This window comes from Micromonospora sp. NPDC003816 (assembly GCF_042874705.1).
Taxonomy (GTDB): domain Bacteria; phylum Actinomycetota; class Actinomycetes; order Mycobacteriales; family Micromonosporaceae; genus Micromonospora.
The window spans coordinates 705,646-723,564 of sequence record NZ_JBIANP010000001.1 but is presented as its reverse complement, the minus strand read 5'-3'; the positions used below and the strand labels follow the sequence as shown (position 1 = coordinate 723,564).

Annotated in this window: 12 protein-coding genes; 3 read left to right on the top strand and 9 right to left on the bottom strand. The window is 70.4% G+C overall.

What is annotated here, in order from left to right:
* The first annotated feature begins 359 nt into the window (after nt 1–359).
* Complete coding sequence (locus ACFYTT_RS03145; protein ID WP_387257426.1) at nt 360–1,667, top strand: hypothetical protein; 1,308 nt, start codon at nt 360–362, stop codon at nt 1,665–1,667.
* Nucleotides 1,668–1,766: 99 nt separating this feature from the next.
* Here ACFYTT_RS03145 and ACFYTT_RS03140 read toward each other — a convergent pair whose 3' ends face one another.
* Nucleotides 1,767–2,402, bottom strand: a complete 636-nt coding sequence (locus tag ACFYTT_RS03140; RefSeq protein ID WP_387257425.1) for a Crp/Fnr family transcriptional regulator — start codon at nt 2,400–2,402, stop codon at nt 1,767–1,769.
* A gap of 492 nt (nt 2,403–2,894) precedes the next feature.
* Nucleotides 2,895–3,818, bottom strand: a complete 924-nt coding sequence (locus ACFYTT_RS03135; RefSeq protein WP_387257424.1) for a CDP-diacylglycerol diphosphatase — start codon at nt 3,816–3,818, stop codon at nt 2,895–2,897.
* 245 nt (nt 3,819–4,063) lie between these two features.
* Here ACFYTT_RS03135 and sodN point away from each other — a divergent pair, with 245 nt between their 5' ends.
* On the top strand, nt 4,064–4,468 hold the full coding sequence (gene sodN / locus ACFYTT_RS03130; RefSeq protein ID WP_131054169.1) for a superoxide dismutase, Ni: 405 nt from the start codon (nt 4,064–4,066) through the stop codon (nt 4,466–4,468).
* A gap of 135 nt (nt 4,469–4,603) precedes the next feature.
* On the opposite strand, the gene ACFYTT_RS03125 is transcribed toward sodN, so the two are convergent.
* From ACFYTT_RS03125 to ACFYTT_RS03100, 6 genes are all read right to left on the bottom strand, one after another.
* Nucleotides 4,604–6,997, bottom strand: coding sequence for an RICIN domain-containing protein (locus ACFYTT_RS03125; RefSeq protein WP_387257422.1), 2,394 nt, complete (start codon nt 6,995–6,997; stop codon nt 4,604–4,606).
* 72 nt (nt 6,998–7,069) lie between these two features.
* The gene (locus ACFYTT_RS03120; protein WP_387257420.1) at nt 7,070–7,921 is read right to left on the bottom strand and encodes a sugar phosphate isomerase/epimerase family protein; all 852 of its coding nucleotides are present in this window, start codon (nt 7,919–7,921) and stop codon (nt 7,070–7,072) included.
* A gap of 6 nt (nt 7,922–7,927) precedes the next feature.
* Nucleotides 7,928–9,112, bottom strand: a complete 1,185-nt coding sequence (locus tag ACFYTT_RS03115) for a substrate-binding domain-containing protein (RefSeq protein ID WP_387257418.1) — start codon at nt 9,110–9,112, stop codon at nt 7,928–7,930.
* Between the two features lie 11 nt (nt 9,113–9,123).
* Nucleotides 9,124–10,107: an ABC transporter permease gene (locus ACFYTT_RS03110; protein WP_387257416.1), complete on the bottom strand. Its 984-nt coding sequence runs from the start codon at nt 10,105–10,107 to the stop codon at nt 9,124–9,126.
* Nucleotides 10,104–11,078: an ABC transporter permease gene (locus ACFYTT_RS03105; protein WP_387257414.1), complete on the bottom strand. Its 975-nt coding sequence runs from the start codon at nt 11,076–11,078 to the stop codon at nt 10,104–10,106. Before ACFYTT_RS03105 ends, ACFYTT_RS03110 begins: the two co-directional genes overlap by 4 nt.
* The gene (locus tag ACFYTT_RS03100; protein WP_176093739.1) at nt 11,075–12,586 is read right to left on the bottom strand and encodes a sugar ABC transporter ATP-binding protein; all 1,512 of its coding nucleotides are present in this window, start codon (nt 12,584–12,586) and stop codon (nt 11,075–11,077) included. The genes ACFYTT_RS03105 and ACFYTT_RS03100 overlap by 4 nt, the downstream gene beginning before the upstream one ends.
* Before the next feature lie 437 nt (nt 12,587–13,023).
* Between ACFYTT_RS03100 and ACFYTT_RS03095 the strand changes: the two genes are divergently transcribed.
* On the top strand, nt 13,024–16,569 hold the full coding sequence (locus ACFYTT_RS03095; RefSeq protein WP_387257413.1) for a ThuA domain-containing protein: 3,546 nt from the start codon (nt 13,024–13,026) through the stop codon (nt 16,567–16,569).
* Between the two features lie 93 nt (nt 16,570–16,662).
* Here ACFYTT_RS03095 and ACFYTT_RS03090 read toward each other — a convergent pair whose 3' ends face one another.
* Nucleotides 16,663–17,919, bottom strand: a complete 1,257-nt coding sequence (locus ACFYTT_RS03090; RefSeq protein ID WP_387257412.1) for a mandelate racemase/muconate lactonizing enzyme family protein — start codon at nt 17,917–17,919, stop codon at nt 16,663–16,665.

The following is a 17,919-nucleotide window of genomic DNA, read 5'->3' as shown; positions in this document are numbered from 1 at the left end:
CAGGACACCCCCGGACCGACGTCGTCTGTGAGGTATGTTCGGTTCGACTCGCTCAATGCCACACACACGCTATCGGCGTATGCACATAAGTGAGCAGACGATCTCCCCCGCGACCGGCACCGTAGTGGTTCCCGAGTCGCGAGGGAGGTGATTTTCATGAAGAAGCTCACGGTTCGCCGGCTGGAGTCGGTGAAGACCAGCGCTGTCGCCGCTGCGTGTGTCGTCTCCTGACGGTGACACGCCACCTGAAGGCCGGCACCCGGACGGCAACTCCGGGTGCCGGCCTTCATCGATCCGCATGAGATGAGCGAAAAGGACGACTGACCATGGCCGGCTACCCACCAGACACACTTGTCCGAGTGCGCCCGTTCGACCACCGCGCGGAGGGCGACACCGTCATCATCGGCGATGTCGAGCGGCAGGTATTCCTGTCGATCCCCGCCGAAGGGCTGGATCTGCTCCACTCGCTGGCCGCCGGCAACTCGGTGGGCGAGGCGGTCCGCCAGTACGAGCAGAAGTACTCCGAGACGCCCGACATCACCGACTTCCTGGACGCGCTGGGCGACGAGGGCTTCGTCGAGGTCGACGGCGAGGCCGCCGCACCCGGCCCCGCCCCGGCCCCCGCCCCGGCCGCGACGTCCCGCCCCCGGCGCAGCTGGAGCCTGAACTGGCTCAGCCCGACGGTGGCCCGCCGCATGGTCAGCCTCCCCGTGCTGCTGCTCTGCGTCCTGGTCATCGCGGGCGGCGTGTATCTCGCCGCCGACGATCCCGACCTGCTGCCCACGCCCGGCGAGACGCTGCTGTTCCCCATCCACTTCGCGGCGCTGACCTGGGCGACGTTCATCCTCACCCTGGTCGGGGTCGCGATCCACGAGGCCGCGCACATGGTCGCGGCGCGGGCGGCGGGCGTACCGTCGCGGCTCGTCATCGGCAACCAGATGTACATCCTGGTGGTCCAGACCGACATGAGCACGATCTGGATGGCGCCGAAGCGGCAGCGCTTCGTCGCGTTCATCGCCGGGACCCTGGTGGACGGTGTGCTCGCCTCGTCCTTCGTCTTCGCCCTCTGGGCGGGCCGGCAGGGCTACCTGCAACTGCCGGAGTGGGGCGCGCTGCTGCTCACGGCACTGCTCTTCACGTACCTGGTCCGGATCATCTGGCAGACCTTCCTGTTCCTGCGGACCGACGGCTACTACATCGTCGCCACCGCGCTCGGTTGCCGGAACCTGATGTCCGACACCGAGGACTACCTGCGCAACCTGGTCGCGCGGATGGTGCGGCGCGCACCCCGGGTGGACCAGTCCGGCCTGCCCCGGCGGGAGATGCGCGTCGTGCGCTGGTACGCCCTGGCGTGGATCGGCGGGCGCCTGATGGCCCTGCTCACCCTGATCTTCGTCGGGATCCCGCTGCTGTGGGGCTTCATCTACCAGTTCCTGCTCTTCGTCTCCGGCCAGGACTCCATGATGGGGTCGTTTGACTTCGTCACCATCGCGGTGATCAGTTTCCTTCTCGACGGCGGCGGGCTGCTGCTCTGGGGACGCAGCCTCTATCGGGGTGCCCGGGAGCGACGTCGCCGGCACGACGTCCGGTCGGCCCGGGAGCAGGCCCGCGCAGCCACCCCGAGCACCACGACGCAGAAGGTCGTGGAACCGAGCGGCCAACAGTGACCCCTCGGTCGTCTCCCCCGACTCCCGCCTGCGGCCGACGTGGTCGCAGGTGGGAGTCGGCGGCGTTGCGGGTGGCGGCCGGCGCAGGGCGCGCAGCGGTCACGCCACGGCGTCGGGACGAGCCAGCCGGCCCGGCCCCAGGCCCATCCGTTCCATCAGGTAGTCGACGATCAGGCGCGGATCGGCGTGGAGGGAACCGCACGGTGCTCTCCGGATCATCCCGCGATCGGTGAAGCGTTGCAGGAACAGTCCGACCCGGGAGCGGGTCGTGCCGATCATCGCGGCGTAGTCCTCGTGGCGCAGCTTGAGACCGATCCGGATGGTGCGTCCGGAGGCGGTCCCGAACCCCTGTGCCAGGTCGAGCAGTCGCATCGCCAGGCGCGCCTCGCAGTCGGATGTGGTGTGTTGCAGCAGCAGCGAGCGGTGCCGACGCGCTTTCAACATCTGGCTGTGCAACCACACGTCGCAGATGCTCGCGTCGTCGAGAAGGTCCCGCAGGACGGCGGTGTCGAGCACGATCAGATTCGTGTCGACAACGGCAGCGGGAATGTACTGGTTAGGCATTCCGGGAAGTGAGTCCTCGCCGAAGTAGTCGTTCCTCGACAACACGTCGATAATGGTCCGGCGACCGGTCGGAGAATAGTGCTCCAGGTATATCGCGCCACCGTCGATGAAATAGACACGACCGTCCGCGCCCTCCGTCTGGTGCAACAGATCACCGGCCGCGAGCGTCACCCGTCGGGCCGCCACCGTGTGTGAGTAGAGAGCGGACCGTACGCCCCTCATGAGGCGGTGTGTCAGCTCGGAGCCGCGCGGCACGAGCATGTCGTCCAGGACGTTCGTGGCGGTCCGCGTACTGGCCAGGGTCATCTCCGTTCACCGTCCCGATGTCTCGTCAGCGCGGTGGGTGCCCAGGGATCGCGCCGGACCATCAATGATCTTGACGTCCGTTCCTGATACGCTAGCGAGTCACCCGGCCGCCCGTCAGTCGCGCGTTTTACCGGCTCCGGCGGACCGAACGGTTCCTCAGATGTGACCACCCGGCCAGAATGGGTCCGATTCGACCGTGGCGTCAACCCGTGAAATGGCCGCTCGCACCGCTTGTCGCCCACCGCGCGAGGGCGTCCCGCTCCGCACGGCACACCACCGCGGCTGGTGTAGCATGTCGTGTTCCGCCGCCCGGGGCCGGACACGACACATCGTGGCCGAGGTGCCCGACCGCTCGGGTCACGCGTAGGCGAGCAGGAAGTCGACGGTGCCGGTGCCGCCGGGCTGGCCCGGCGGGACGGTCAACCCCGGCTCGCTGTTCAGGACGTAGAAGCCCCCGTTGCCGATCAGGCGTGGGGTCACCGCCATCGCCTGGGCCGCCATGGTCGATCCGGTCGGTCGTACCACGCTGTCGAGCAGGAGCCGGAAGAGATTGTCGTTGAGGTTGGCGACGTGCAGGACCCGGTAGGAGCGCGGGGCGGGGGCGCCGGTGCTGGTCAGCCCCCAGATCGGCACGATCTGGTCGCGCCACCGGGCCGGGTTGTTGGTGATCGAGGCGTCGTGGTTCTGTAGTTGGGTCTGGATGCCCGAGTGGATCCCGGCCAGGTGGATGTGGAGTTGGTCCTGCTGCCGGATCATCGGGTCGGCCGAGTTGATGCCGAGCCCGACGTGTGGATAGACCACGTGTCCGGGCTGGCCGGGTTGGGCGTTCAGCCACGCGTCGAGCCAGTAGTTCGGGGCGGCGGCGGTGGTGATGAACGGGCACTCGATGCCGCTGACACGGCAGGTCGGGACGAGCAGGTAGTCGTGGTTGGACCCGGACCCGCCGTTGAGGACCACGTACGTCGCGGTGGTGCGCAGGCACTGTGGGAACGGCGGTCCGGGCTTCGCTCCGGTGCAGACCTGCACCCGGTCCCACAGGTCGTACCGACCTCCGGTGTCGCTCGGGTAACCGCAGAGGGCGGAGGGCGTGGGACAGGCGGCGGCGCCCGGAGCACCGGGGACGTCCGGGTTCGCCGGGGGGCCTCCCCCGTCGGCGGGGCCGCCGTCGGCGCGCGCCCGACCGGCCGCGACCAGGCCCAGGAGGCCCGTGGCGCCGACCGTTCCCGAGAGCCTGACGAACTGGCGTCGGCCCAGTTCCGTACCGGTCCTGTCGTCGCCCACCGTCAGCCTCCAGGGTTCCCGATCCGCGCGGACGCGCCGGTGTCCACCTCCGGCAGGGACGCCGGGCGGACGAATCGGACGCGATGTCGACATTAGGGCGGAGAAGCCGAAAGCTCCTCGACGTCGAGGGCCGGTCCCCTGATCGTGTCCGCCAACCGGTGATCATCGTCTCCCGGCCGCCGCGTTGACCTGACGTGCGGTTGAGGTTTTAGCGTGCGAGGGAAGGAAACCGAGAAGGGCAAGCCATGCGACTGTCACGTCTGTTCACGCCACGCACGGTGGCGAGCGCCCACTGCGACCTGCCGTGCGGGGTCTACGACCCGGCCCAGGCCCGCATCGAGGCAGAGTCGATCAAGGCGATCTGCGAGAAGTACCAGGCGAGCGACGACCCGGAGTTCCGGACCCGCTCGCTGATCATCAAGGAGCAGCGGGCCGAGTTGGTCAAGCACCACCTGTGGGTGCTGTGGACCGACTATTTCAAGGCTCCGCACTTCGAGGCGTACCCGCATCTGCACCGGCTCTTCAACGAGGCGACCAAGCTGGCCGGGGCCGGCGGCGCGAAGGGGTCCGCGGACCCGGCCGTGGCCGAGCAGCTCCTGGCCCGGATCGAGGAGATCTCGACCATCTTCTGGGAGACCAAGAAGCAGTGACCGTGAGCCGGGCGGCACGTGCCGCCCGGCCTCGGCCGGGGTCGGGGGGGGGGGGGGCGGGGCCCCGCCCCCCCCCCCCACCCCCCCGGGGGGGGGGGGCGGGGGGGGGGGCCGCCCCGCCCCCCCCCGACGTCTTCAGCTACGCAGGTTCCACTGCTGGTTCGTGCCGCCGTGGCAGGCCCAGAGGTGCACCTTCGTGCCGTTCGCGGTGCCGTTCCCGCTGGCGTCGAGACAGAGCCCGGACTGGGCGCCGGTGATGGTGCCGTTCGGGTTGACCGTCCACTGCTGGTTGACCTGCCCGTTGCAGTCCCAGATGATCGCCAGGGTGCCGTTCGCGGTGCCCTGGCCGGACGCGTCGAGGCACTTGGTGCCGTACACCACGAGTTGCCGGCCGGCGGTGTACGTGAAGCGCTGGTTGGTGCCGCCGTGACAGTCCCAGAGCTGGGCCTGCGTGCCGTTGGTGGTGCTCGATCCGCCGATCTCCAGGCAGCGACCGGACTGCCCGCCGACGAGTAGGACGTTCTGCTGGCCGCCGCCGCTCTGCGGACCGGCCGCCGCCATCACCGCCTGCGCCCCGGCGGGCCAGTTGTTGTTGCTCACCGTCACGTTGCCGTTGACCACGTTGCCGCGATCGCCGTTGGTGACGTTGCTGCTGCCGTTGGTCGACCAGTTGTTGGTGACGGTGAAGTTGCCCATGTTCTCGGCGTACCAGTAGTTGGCGGTGGCCCAGGTGCCGGTCGACGAGAAGACGTTGTTGCGGGCGGTGAAGTAGCGGGAGCCCTCGTCGAAATAGAGCCCGAAGTGGCCGTTGGTCCGCAGGCAGTAGTTGTCGGCGATCAGTCCGCCCGGATTCGCCGACAGGGTGTAGATGCAGCCGCCGTCGTTCATCTGCTGCATGACGTCGTGCACGTAGTTGCCGATGACCCGGTTGTTGGACGCGGTGGTGGCGGTGCTGTAGCGCGGCTGGTAGTTGTACAGCCCCCGGTCGGCGTAGTGGTTGCTGCCCCCGGCGTCGTTGGAGCCCCAGCCGTACCCGACGGACATGCCGGTGTACGGCATGTTGTAGACCTCGTTGTACGAGACGGTGGAGTTGGTGACGTAGGTGGTCAGCACCGAGACGATGCCCCGGTACTCGATGCCCAGGTCGTGCAGCCGGTTGTTGCTGATGGTGATGTCCCGGTTGACCATGCGCTGGTCGCTGGGGTGGTGGGCGTCGGCGCGTACGCCACCGACGACGATGCCACCGGCGACGTTGCGGGCGATCTCGGACCGGGTGATGGTGATGGTGCTGGCCCCGAGGCCGACGCCGCTGCCGTGGGCGTTGGCGTCGTTGCCGATCCCGATGGCGGTCTGACCGAGGTTGACGAACGAGGAGTCGGTGAAGGTGACGTTGTTGGCGGCCGAGATCTGCACGGCGGCCGGCATCTGCTGCCAGTTCGGGCGGGTGGCCTCGAACTGCGGGCAGCCGTTGTGGCAGGAGGTGAAGGCGGGCCAGCTCCAGTTGCCGGCGATGTACGCGCCGGTCTGCTGGTCGACGTAGCCCTGGGCGCTGCTGGCGCCGAGCCAGCTCGTGCCGGTCACGGTGACCCCGCTGAACGTGATGTGGTGGGCCGGGGCCGCGTACGCGCCGCCGATCTGGATCAGGGACTGCACCGTCGGCAGCTCCACCCGGGCGGTGCTCATGTTCTGCCCGGCCAGCGGGATGTAGGAGAGGGCCCCGCTACCCGGGTCCAGATACCACTCCCCCGGCGTGTCCAGGAACTCGTAGGCGTTGCTCAGGTACAACGGCCCGGCCCGGTGCGGGCTGGTGAAGGTGTCGTACCCGAAGTTGTTGTTGCTCCAGCCGGGTTGCTGCATCCGGATCTGGTTGCCGCTGATGCTCTGCACCGACACGTACCGGTCGGTGAACGAGTTGACGCTCTCCATCTGGATGCGGCTCTGATTGGCCAGGTTGTTGAGGTAGCCCAGCGCGCTGCTGGTGAACCGCATCCCGGTGCTGTCGGCGGTGAAGTCGGCCCGGTTGACCTGGGTACGCGCCCGGGTGGCGACGGCACCGTCGACGTAGAGCTGCCGGCTGTCCAGTCCGGCGCCGACGTTGGCCCGCCAGATGTTGCGTCCGGCGTCCACGAGGGACCAGCCGGTGACCGCGCGGGCGCCGCTGATCACCGGGCGGGCCGACGGGGCGGCCTGCCACAGCACGCGGTATCCGTTGGTGCCGGAGTCGGCGGCGGTGAAGCGCAGCGGCGCGGTGAGCCGGTAGGTCCCGTCGGCCAGTTGCACCACGATGTCGCCGGACATCGCGCTGTTCAGGGCACGGACAGCGGTCTGCGCGCCGGTCAACGAACACGGCGCGGCGGCGCTACACGTGCTGCCGCTGCCCGTCGGCGAGGCGTAGAGGGTGGTGGTGGCGGCGAGGGCCGGGGCGGCGGAGGTGGCCACGACGGTGGCGGTGAGCACGCTGGTCAGCGCCACCGTGGTCACCGCGGCCAGCACCCGGCGGGGTGTGGAGGGACGAGGCGGTCCGGACACGGGAGGTCTCCTTCAGCTGGGACGGGTGGTGGTGATCGTGCGGGTGGTGGCCGTGCGGGGGTGGTGGCCGGCTCAGCCCAGGAGCCCGCGCAGGTAGGCCAGGCCGTCGAGGGCGAGCCGGTCCGGCGACGGGGCGAGGGGCCGCCAGATGGACGCGGCGGTGGCGATCGTCTCGTTCTCGGCGGTGAACGACTCGATGCAGACCGCACCCCGGTAGCCGGTGCCGGCCAGCACCGCGAACAGGCGCGGCCAGTCCAGGTGGTCGCTGCCGGGAGCGCCCCGGTTGGTGCCACTGACCTGGACGTGCTTGATGTACGGGCCGGCGACGGCGAGCGCGGCGTACGGGTCGGCCTCCTCGATGTTCATGTGGTACGTGTCGATCATCAGGCCGACGTTCGACGGCAGACCGTCGATCAGGTCCATCGCCTGGTCGATCGTGTTGACCACGCTCGTCTCGTACCGGTTGAGCGCCTCCACTCCGATGGAGACGCCCCGCGTACCGGCGTACTCGGCGACCGGGGCCAGGGCCCGGCGGAAGTCCGCGTAGCAGGCGACGCGTTCGGCCGCCGTCATCCGCCAGGTCCGGCCCACCGAGGCGTAGACCGGACCGCCGACGCTCGGCGCGCCGACGGCCGCCGCGCTGTCCACACAGCCCTTGAGGTACGCCACGGTGGCCGCCACCACCGCCGGTGTGGCGTCGACGAGGTCCCGGCCGGGCGGGGTGACCGCGCAGACGCCGGCGGCGCTCAGCCCGTGTGCCGCGAGCAGGTCCCGGGTCCGGACCGGGTCCCAGTCCCCGGGCTGCTCGATCGGCAGCTCGACCGTGTCGAAACCGAAGCCGGCGATCCGGGGCACCAGCTCGGCCAGGGCCGCGTCGTCGACCGGTGAGGTCCACACCCAGGGGTTGACGCCGATCTCGTACACCGGGGCCTACTTCCAGCGCTGGGGGTACCCGGGCAGGTCGGTGCAGCCGCACATCGCGTAGTGCAGCGGCGGCATGTCCGGGTCGAGGTAGCTGTCCAGGTTCTCCTGCGTGATGGTCGGCTGCGGCAGCTTCCACGGCTTGGAGACCTGCTCACCGTCGAGGATCCGCAGGGCGGCGATGATCGGCGTGCGCCACTGGTAGGTCGGGTAGGTCGGCGCGATGGCGGTGAGCCCGGCCTCCTTCCACACCTTGAGGAAGTCGAGCTGGTCCTCGCCGTTGATCGGCGGCACCGGCTTGCCGGCGTCCTGGAACGCCTCCACCGCCGCGACGGCGACCGCCCCGGCGTCCATCCAGACGCCGTCGATGGTGCCGTACCGCTGGAGGTAGTCGTCGACGATCTTCTTGGTCTTGGCCGGGTCGCCGTCGGTGAACTCGACGCCGACGACGTCGACGCCCGCCTTGTCGAACGCGACCTTCGCCGCCGCCCAGCGCGTCTCCAGCACGTCGACGCCGGGCAGGATGCGCAGCGCGAGCAGCTTGCCGCCGGGCTTCATCCGCTGGCTGACGAACTCGGCGCCCACGTGACCGAAGCCGTACCCGCCGATGGGGTTGATGAACGTCACCGGGCAGTCCGTGTCGACACCACGGTCGAAGACGATCACCGGCAGGCCGGTGCGGCAGGCGGCCTCCACCGCCGGGGTGAGGGTGGCGGTGGTGTTCGGCGAGACGATCAGGGCGTCGCAGTCGCGGCCGAGCAGGTCGTTGATGTCGGCGATCTGCTTCTGGTCCTTACCTTCGGCCTCCACGTGCACGAACTCGGCGATCCGGTCCCCCTGTGCGGCCACCTCGGCCTGCATGGTCTTGTAGCCGACCTGACGCCAGGGGTTGTTCAGCGCCGCGTTGGAGAAGCAGATGCGGTGCGGTCCGGCCTTCTTGTAGGAGGCGGTGTCCACCATCGCCGGGTCGAGCGCCTGCTCCCACGGTTTGTCCGCCGGGCCGGTCGGCGTGGCCTGCAACAGGGCCAGCTCGGCGTCGTACGCGGCCTGCTCGAAGAAGGAGGACTGTTCGCCGGTGCCGGCCCCGGCGGGCGCGGACGAGGCACCGGACGGGTTCGCGACCGGCTGGTCGGTGGCGCAGCCGGCGAGGGCGAGCAGTGTCACCACGCCGAGCGCGGCCAGAGAGCGTTTCATCGGGATCCCCTTTATCTGGACGTGGAACGTCGGGCCGCGACCGCCACGGCGACCAGGATGATGGCGCCCTGGACCGCCGGTCGGAGCGCGCCCGAGATGCCGTAGAAGTTCATGAGCGCGAAGAGCAGTTCGAGGGTGGTGGCGCCGAGCATCGCGCCGACGACCGAGCCCCGGCCGCCGCCCAGCGCCACACCGCCGAGGACGACGGCGGTGATGGCACCGAACTCCAGGCCGGCACCGGACTGGAAGGAGACCCCGCTGTAGCCGCCGATCAGGATCGCCGCGACCGCCGCCGCGAGGCCGCTGAGGACGAAGGCGGCGGTGCGGGTACGCCACACGCGTACCCCGCTGAGCCCGGCGGTGCGCGGGTTGTCGCCGACGGCGACCAGGATCCGCCCGAAGTCGGCGCGGGTCAGCAGCACCGCCACCGTGGCGACGACCACAAGGATCACCAGCGCGTACGGGACGCGGCCGAGCAGCGGCACGTCCTCGAAGGCGCGCCGGCCGTACTGCCGGAACTCCTCGGTGAGCCCGCCCTTCGGCGCCCCGTCGGACCAGAGGTAGACCGCGCCGACGAGGATCAGGAACATGCCGAGGGTGGTGACGAACGAGGGCACCCCGAGCCGGGTGGTGACCAGGCCGTTGACCAGTCCGACGAGTGCGCCGCCGGCGAGCAGCACCAGCACCACCGGCCAGGTCCGCGTCGGGTCGCTGTCGATCAGCCGGGCGGCCACCACCACCTGCGCGGTGACCAGGGCGCCGACGGAGAGGTCGAACTCGCCGCAGACGATCACGAAGTACTGACCGGCGGCGAGCAGGATGATCGGCGCCGAGCGGCCGAGGAACGACAACAGCGACGGCGGGCTGAGGAAGTCGGGCTGGCGGACGGTGATCAGGACCAGCAGCACCACCAGGATCGCGAGGATCGGTGCCAGGCCACCGGGCCGGGTCCACTGCGCCGGCTGGAGCCGACGCCGGAGGGTCTGCGTGCTCACCCGGCCGCCTTCCGCATGGTCCGGCGGGCGTAGACGGCCACCGCCGCGATGATGATCACGCCCCGGACCACCTGCTTGGCGAACGCGTCGACGGCGAGCTGGTTGAAGACGGCGTCGATGGTGGCGAGCAGCAGCACGCCGCCGACCGTGCCGATCACGCCGCCCCGGCCGCCGGCCAGCGCGGTGCCGCCGATCACCACGGCGGCGATCGACTCCAGGTCGTAGAGGCCCTCCGAGCCGACCCGGGGCGCACCCGAGCCGAGCCGGCTGGCGAGATAGATGCCGGCGATTCCGGCGCAGAGCGAGCAGAGCACGTGCGCGGTGACCCGCACCCGGTCGGTGCGTACCCCGGAGAGCCGGGCGACCTCCTCGTCACCGCCGACGGCGAGCAGATGGTGGCCGAACCTGGTCCGGGCGAGCGCGAACCAGGCCGCCCCGGCCACCAGGAGCAGCAGCAGGAAGGCCACCGGCACCGGCCCGACGCGCTGGTAGCCGAGGGTCTGCACGAGGGTCGGTGAGGTGCTGCCGGCCGGGCCGGCGTACCCGTTGTCGAGGTATCCCTTGAGCAGCAGCCCGACGCCGAGCGTCGCGATGAACGCGTTGATCCGCCCGGCGGTGACGAGCAGGCCGTTGAGCAGCCCGATCCCGGCGCAGACCAGCAGCGTCAGGCCGATCGCGGGCAGCATCGCGCTGTCCCGACCGGCCATCGCCTCGGCGGCGACCAGCGTGCTCAGGCTGACCACGTACGCGACGGAGAGGTCCAGCGAGCCACCGAGGATGACCAGGGTCTGCCCGACGGCGACGAAGCCCAGTCCGGCGGCGACGTGCAGCAGGCTCACCGTCGTGGACTGGTTGACGAGTTGACCGCCGTCGAGCAGGACGACGAGCCAGCCGATGGTGAGGGTGAGGGCCAGGGCCACGAACACCCCGGGCACCGGGCGTCGGGCGGGCAGCAGCGCGCGGGTGGTCACGCGGCGGTCTCCCGTACCGTGCCGAGGGCGAGCCCGACCACGTCCTCCTCGCGGCTGCCGGCGGGCAGTTCGCCCACGATCCGGCCGTCGCGCATGACCACGATCCGGTCGCTCATGCCGAGCAGTTCGGGCAGGTCGGACGAGATCATCAGCACGGCGGCGCCCTCTGCGGCGAGGCGGCGGACCAGGTCGTGGATCGCCGACTTCGCGCCCACGTCGATGCCTCGGGTGGGTTCGTCGAAGAGCAGGACCCGGGGGTGCAGGGCGAGCCACCGTGCCAGTACGACCTTCTGCTGGTTGCCGCCGGAGAGGAAGCGGATCTCCTGGTGGTCACCGGCGGCGCGGACCTCGACGGCGGCGAGCAGTTCCCGGATCCGGGCGGTGCGCGCGGCCCGGCCGGAGCGGATCGGGAAGGCGGCGCGGCCGGCCAGCAACGCGTTGTCGAGCACCGACTGGCGGCCGATCGTGCCCTCGCCCTTGCGGTCCTCGGTGACGTAGGCGATCCCGGCCCGCATCGCCGCACGCGGGGAGCGCAACCGGACCGGTCGGCCGTCGAGGCCGACCTCGCCGGTGGTGAACGGGGCGGCCCCGAACAGGGCTCGGGCCAGGGCGGAGCGGCCGGAGCCCTGGAGCCCGCCGACGCCGAGCACCTCGCCCGCGCGCAGGTCGAGGTCGATGTCGCGCAGTCTGCGGTTCCCGCCGCGCCGCACAGTGAGCCGGACCGCGCCGACGTCGGCCGGGGCGGCGCGCGGCGGGTAGTAGTGCGACAGCTCGCGGCCGACCATGTGCCGGACGAGGTCGTCGGCGCCTGTGTCGGCGGTGTCCGTGGTGGTCACCCGGCGGCCGTCCTTGAGGACGGTGATCCGGTCGGAGAGGTCGAAGACCTCGGCGAGCCGGTGCGAGACATAGAGGATGCCGATGCCCTGTTCCTGGAGCCGGCGCACCAGGGCGTAGAGCAGGGTCACCTCGTGGTCGGCCAGCGCGGCGGTGGGCTCGTCCATGATGATCAGCCGGGCGTCCAGGGCGAGTGCCTTGGCGATCTCCACGACCTGCTGTTGCGCGACGCTGAGCCGCCCGACCGGCGCGTCGGCCGGTAGGGCGGTCTCCCCGACCGAGGCCAGGAGCTGCCGGGTGCGTTCGCGCATCCGACGACGGTCGACCAGGCCACGGCGCGTCGGCTCGTGGCCCAGGAACACGTTCTCCGCGACGGTGCGTTCCGGCAGCAGGTTGAACTCCTGGTGGATGATGCCGATTCCGGCCCGCTGGGCGTCGCGGGGGCCGCCGAAGGCGCGCGGCTCGCCGTCGAGTTCGACGGTGCCCTCGTCGGGGGCGTACCCGCCGGAGACGATCTTCATGAGGGTGGACTTGCCGGCACCGTTCTCGCCGACGACGGCGTGCACCTCACCCGCGGCGACGTCGAGACCCACCCCGTCGAGGACGCGGACGCCGAGGAAGGACTTGCTGATGCCCCGCAACGCGAGCAGGGGCACCGGACGCCGGTCTGACATCGTCGAAGATCCTCACGGATAGTAGCCAAGATCGGGTGCCGTCCGCCGCCGAAGATCCTCCAGCGTGGACGGTCATACTGTTTTGTCATCCAGGTGCGGCACTTCGTGTTGTCGTGCGCAAACTTTCGCTTGACACAACCGAAACATCACACGTATGAAGATAGATGTTCGGGTATGAGTTCGCAATCCCCCGTCCGCCAGGGACTTTCGGGCACCGTCCCACCGGCGCGGACCGGGAAAAACACACCTGCGCGAGAGCCAGCACCGGCACGGAGACACCATCCATGGCGTCGTTAACATCCGACGACATCGATGCATGGTGCGCTCCGGCTTCCCACCCCCACCCGACGGCACCTCAGTCCGACATGACGGTGAGTCACCACCGGAAGCGTTGGCGCGCCACCCGTATCCCCCCGCCCGTCCCACGAGGAGACGCCATGCGTCGCACGACATCCATCATCGGAGTGATCGCGGGTCTGTTACTGACCTTCGCGGTCGTGAACCCGGCGGCGGCGGCTCCCGCCTTCCGGGCCCTGGTGTTCACCAAGACCGCCGGTTACCGGCACGACTCCATCCCGGCCGGCGTCACGATGTTCCAGCAGCAGGCGGCGGCCAACAACTTCGAGGTGGTGCACAGCGAGGACTCGGCCGTCTTCACCCCGGCCAACCTCGCCACCTTCGACGTCCTCGTGATGTTCCAGACCTCCGGCATGGTCTGGACCTCGGCCGCCCAGCGTCAGGCGGTGGAGGGTTTCCTCGCCTCCGGCAAGGGGATCGTCGCGGTCCACAACGCCACGGACATGGGCATCGAGGGTGAGTACCCGTGGTGGGACCAGACCGTCAACGGCGGCGCGCACATGCCGGAACACTCCCCCGGCGTCCTGCCCGGCACCGCCATCGTGGCCGACAAGAAGCACCCCTCCACGGCCACCCTGCCGGACCGCTGGAACCGCAGCGAGGAGTGGTACAACTTCGACAAGAACCCGCGCGGTGACGTGCACGTGCTGGTCACGGCCGACGAACGGACGTACAACCCCGGTTCCCGGGCGATGGGTCCGGACCACCCGATCTCCTGGTGCCGTGCCGTCGGCGGCGGTCGGGTCTGGGCCACCGCGATGGGCCACGCCATCGAGTCCTACAGCGAGACCCACTTCCGCAACCATGTGCTCGGCGGGGTGAAGTGGGCCGCCGGCAACGAGCCCGGCGACTGCGGCGGCACGGTCTGGGGCAACTTCGAGAAGCGCTCGCTGGACACCAACACCGTCGACCCGATGGCCCTGGCCGTGACCCCCGACGGTCGGGTGATCTACGTCCAACGCGGCGGCCAGATCAAGATCTTCAAGCCGAGTACGAGCAGCACCGTCACCGCCGGCACGCTCAGCGTCTACACCGGCGGTGAGGACGGCCTCACCGGGCTGGCCCTGGACCCGAACTTCGCCACCAACGGGTACGTCTACCTGTACCACTCGCCCGCCAGCAGCTCCACGGACATCAACCGGGTCTCCCGCTACACGCTGAGCGGTGACACGTTGAACATGTCCAGCGGGGTCACCGTCATCGACATCCCGGCGTACCGCGACCGGACGTACCCGGAGCCCGGCCACACCGGCGGGTACATGGACTTCGGGCCGGACGGCAACCTCTACATCGGCACCGGTGACGACGTCGCGCCCAACCTCGACCCCAACTGGCAGGGCTACGCGCCGCTGGACTGGCGCTCGGGCAAGCACATGCTCGACGCGGCCCGCACCGCCGGCAACACCAACGACCTGCGGGGCAAGCTGCTGCGCATCCGGCCCTCGGCGAGCGGCGGCCACACCATCCCGTCGGGCAACCTCTATCCGCAGGGCACCGCGCAGACCCGGCCCGAGGTCTACGCGATGGGCTTCCGCAACCCGTTCCGCTTCTCCATCGACCCGGCCAACGGCTGGGTCTACCTGGCCGACTACGGACCCGACCGGAACCCGCCGACCACCAACCGTGGCCCCGAGGGTCTCGTCGAGCTGAACGTGATCAAGGCACCGGGCAACTACGGCTGGCCCTTCTGCCACGGCGACAACCAGCCGTACGCGCCGTACAACCCGGACACCGGTGCGGTCGGGGCCAAGTTCAACTGCTCCTCCCCGGTCAACAACTCCCCCAACAACACCGGTTTGACCAGCCTGCGCCCGGTGGTCGCGCCGAACATGTGGTACGGCTACGGCACCTCGACCACCTTCCCGGAGCTGGGCTCCGGCGGCTCGGGGCCGATGGGCGGCCCGGTCTACCGCTACAACGCGGCGAACCCGTCGCAGACGAAGTTCCCGCCGTACTACGACGGGGTCCACTTCTTCTACGAGTGGTCGCGCAGCTACCTCAAGGAGGTGCACTTCGACTCGGCGACGGCGGTCACCCGGACCAACGCGTTCCTGCCCACCACCCGGTTCAACAAGCCGATGGACATGGAGTTCGGCCCGGACGGATCGCTCTACCTGCTGGAGTGGGGCACCAACTTCGGCGGCGGCAACAGCGACTCGGGTCTCTACCGGATCGACTACGTCCAGGGTGGACGGTCCCCGATCGCCAAGGCCACCGGCACGCCCACCAGCGGCAACGCCCCGCTGACCGTGCAGTTCTCCAGCGCCGGGTCGGCGGACCCGGACCCCGGTGACACGATCAGCTACCAGTGGACCTTCGGTGACGGCACCACGTCGACGGCGGCCAACCCGTCGCACGTCTACACCGCCAACGGCAACTACACCGCCCAGCTCAAGGTCACCGACAGCACCGGCAAGACCGGCTTCGCCAACGTGGCGATCACCGTCGGCAACACCGCTCCGGTGGTCACCATCACCACCCCGGCGCACGGCGGCATGCTCACCTTCGGTGACCGGGTCTCCTACCAGATCAGCGTCTCCGACCCGGGTGGGGCGGCGATCGACTGCTCCAAGGTGATCCTCAACCCGGCGCTCGGGCACGACGACCACGCGCACGAGACCACCGACCTGCCCGGCTGCTCCGGCACCATCCCCACCGACCTGCTCGGCGGGCATCCGGACGGCGCGAACCTGTTCTATGTGCTCAACGCGCGCTACACCGACAACGGCGGGGCGGGCGGGGCCGCACCGCTGACCGGGCACGCCCAGGTGATCCTCCAGCCCAAGCACAAGCAGGCCGAGTACTACAGCAGCCAGTCCGGCACCCGGGTGGTCGACCAGGCCGGTGCGGAGAGCGGCAAGCGGATCGGTGACATCTCCAACAACGACTGGGTGGCCTTCACCCCGATGAGCCTCTCCGGCATCAGCACGGTCAGCTACCGGCTGTCGTCACCGTCCGGCGGCGGCACGATCGAGCTGCGGGCCGGCTCCCCCACCGGCACGCTGCTGGCCACCACGCCGGTGCCGGCCACCGGCGGCTGGGACAACTACCAGTCGACACCACCGGTGAACGTCACGGCCCTGGCCGGTACGCACACCCTGTACCTGGTCTTCAAGGGCAGCGGTAACAACTGGTTCGACCTCGACTCGCACACCTTCGGCGGTGCGGGGGTCGGTGTCGGTGGCACCGGTGGGGTGGCCGGGCGGACCTGGACCCTCACCGCGCAGCACAGCGGCAAGGTGATGGACGTCAACGGGGTCTCCACCGCCGACGGCGCCCAGATCCACCAGTGGGCCGCCAGCGGTGGGAACAACCAGAAGTGGCAGGCGGTCGACGCCGGCAGCGGTGCCGTCACCCTCAAGGCGGTGCACAGCGGCAAGTGCGCGGAGATCGTCGGCTCGTCCACCAGCGCGGGTGCCTTCCTCCAGCAGGCCACCTGCGGCACCGGCAACCAGCAGAAGTTCACCGTCACGGCGACCGGCACCAGTGGTGTCTACACGGTCCGGAGCGTGCTGAGCGGCCTCTGCCTGGACGTCAACGGCGCGGCCACCACCGACGGCGCCCGGCTGGTGCAGTGGACCTGCCACGGCGGCACCAACCAGCAGTGGCGTTTCGGCGCGGCCTGACGACCGCGACGCTGACCCGCCGATGACAGCGGTCGGGACCGGCCTCCGCACCACGGAAGCCGGTCCCGATCGCCGTGCGCGGACCCGGTCGGTTCAGTGGCCGTCGGACTCGGCCAGCGGTGCGCCGGCCCGCCCGCCGTGGCCGTTCACGCCGCCGACCGTCGCGCCGGTCGGCAGGTACGCCGTCCGGGCCGGTGCCGAAGCGCCGTACTCCGGCAGCAGCCGCCGTCCCGCCGACCCGGGCCGGACGTCGGGCCCCTCGGTGCTGCGGGCCGCCGGAGGGCGGACGGCGGCGCGGATCGTTCGCTCGTCGACGCGGACGCCGAGGCCCGGCGCGTCGCCGAGGACGAAGGCACCGTCCTCCACGTGCAGGTCGAGCGTGACGCCGGCCGGTGGACGCAGGTCCTGCAACTCGCTGGTCAGGTGGTTGGGCACCGACGTCGCCGCGTGCAGCAGCCCGACCGGACTGTTGCCGATCGGGCTGACCGGCAGGTCGTGGGCGTGCGCCAGGGCCGACGTGCGCAGGAAGTGGGTGACTCCCCAGACGGCGGCGGTCTGGACGATGTCGACCGCCCCGGCGGCGATCAGCGGGCGGTACTGCTCCAGCCCGGTCAGGTTCTCGCCGGTGGCGACGGAGGCGCGCACGCCCCGCCCGACCGTGGCCAGGCCCTCGGCGTCCCAGCGGCGGACGGGCTCCTCGATCCAGATGAGATCGAGGGTGCGTTCGAGTTCGCCGACGTGGCGGACGGCCTGCTTGCGGGTCCACGCCTCGTTGACGTCGAGCATCAGACCGGGGCGGCGTCCGTGCCCGGCCTCGGTCAGCACCTCCTCGACCAGGCCCAGGCGATGCCGGTCGCGGGCGATGTCCAGACCTCCCTTGAGCTTGGCGGCACGCAGCCCGTGCGCGGCGTACGCGCGATAGGTGTCGACCAGCTCGTCGTCGGTCAGGCCGATGTCCAGGCCGGAGGCGTACGCGGGCACCCGCCGGTCGCGTCCGCCCAGCAGTCGCCAGAGCGGCTGGCCGGCGGCCTGCGCCTTGATGTCCCAGAGGGCGGTGTCGAGCGCGCCGATGGTGCCGAAGACGGAGCCCCCGTGTCCGGCCTTGAAGCTGTGGCGCAGCATCCGGTCGTAGAGCGTCGTGACGGCGCGCGGGTCCTCGCCGTCGAGGGCCGCGAAGATCCGTTCGATCTCCACGTGCGGGCCGAGGCCGACTCCGGAGATCCCCTCGTCGGTGTCGACGATGACGATCGACACCGGCACCACCCCGTCGGCGAAGACGCCGTTGGCGTCACCGACGGGGCGTCCCCATTCCTGCACCGTGCTGAGCGTCCGATATCCGGTGATCCGCAT